General features: G+C 58.7%; 2 protein-coding genes. Both read left to right on the top strand.

What is annotated here, in order from left to right:
• Nucleotides 1–514: sulfotransferase (locus Q7U95_RS03435; protein ID WP_308751873.1), on the top strand; the 514-nt coding region annotated here is incomplete at its 5' end.
• 77 nt (nt 515–591) lie between these two features.
• On the top strand, nt 592–1158 hold a 567-nt coding region (locus Q7U95_RS03430; protein WP_308751872.1), incomplete at its 3' end, for a hypothetical protein.

Below are 1158 nucleotides of genomic sequence, written 5' to 3'. Positions count from 1 at the left end.
CCAGTGGAAAATGCCCTGCAAACGCTGGGTGGGCAAAGGTATTCTTCACCAGTACATCATGCCATCGCTGCTCGACGTCTACCCCGATGCGGTGTGCTTCTGGATGCACCGCTCGCCGGAGGAATATATCGCCTCGCTGCTGGAACTACTTGAGCTGCAATACAAGCCATTCAATGGCGATCTTTACAATGTTGAACCCCAGGCGATGGTTGAACAGCTCAAGGCCGGATGCGATTTTTTTATGAGCCAGCCCATCATCAATGATGCCCGCGTTCACCATATCCGCTTTCGGGATTTTGTCAGCGATCCGGCGGCGGTTATTGCCCCCATCTATGAAAAAAGCGGTGTGCCCTTTACCGGGTATTTCGAAAAGCGCATCAAGGATCGCGTTGCCGATCCCGCCTTCCGGGCCGACCGCCGCGGCAAATTCGAATATTCCCTGGATAAATTCGGTTTGACCCGTGAAGGTTTGCGCAGCCAATTTGCCGATTATTGCGCACGCTTTGATCTGTGATTTGCCACAGCAACGGATATAAGGAAAAAGCCATGTCCACAGACAGAACTGTCGTACCTGCCGCCACACTATCGGGAATGGAAGGTTCAGTCCTCGCCACCCCGCAACAGCGACTGGCGGAGGAGCGCGCCCTCGCCATTTGCGCCAGGCCGGAAATGGCCGCAGCCAAAGCCCGCATCACCGCGCTGTTCAAGGCGGACCGCAATGCCCGGCTCGCGGATCAGGACGGGCTGATTGCCCGGAGCGCCGCTGAGCATTGCCTCCATGCGGCGCTGATCGCCGCCAGCGAAACGCCGCGCAGCCCCTGCTTTGTCTGGACCATCGCGATGGCCCACCAGTGGCTGGGGCTGGACGTGCCGGGCAGCCGCATTGGCCAGGACAACCCGGATAACGTCTATCGCTTTGCCAGTGTTGACCAGGGGCTACGCTACACCATTTCAGGCAAATTCAGTGCCCAGCCTCCCACGGATTTCAGCATCTGCGCACTGCCCGCCCAGGTGGGTGACGGTATCGCCGCCAATGTGTGCGGCATTATCACCCGCGACACCATCGACCTGGATGGCGATGGCCGTTTCGAGATTCTGGTGGATAACACCGCCACGGATGGGCGTCGCAATCACCTGTGCATTGCCGGGGCGAAGGTG

Source organism: Candidatus Oleimmundimicrobium sp., assembly GCF_030651595.1.
Classification (GTDB): Bacteria; Actinomycetota; Aquicultoria; order UBA3085; family Oleimmundimicrobiaceae; genus JAUSCH01.
The sequence above is the reverse complement of the archived record's forward strand: the minus strand, read 5'-3'. Positions and strand labels throughout refer to the sequence as shown.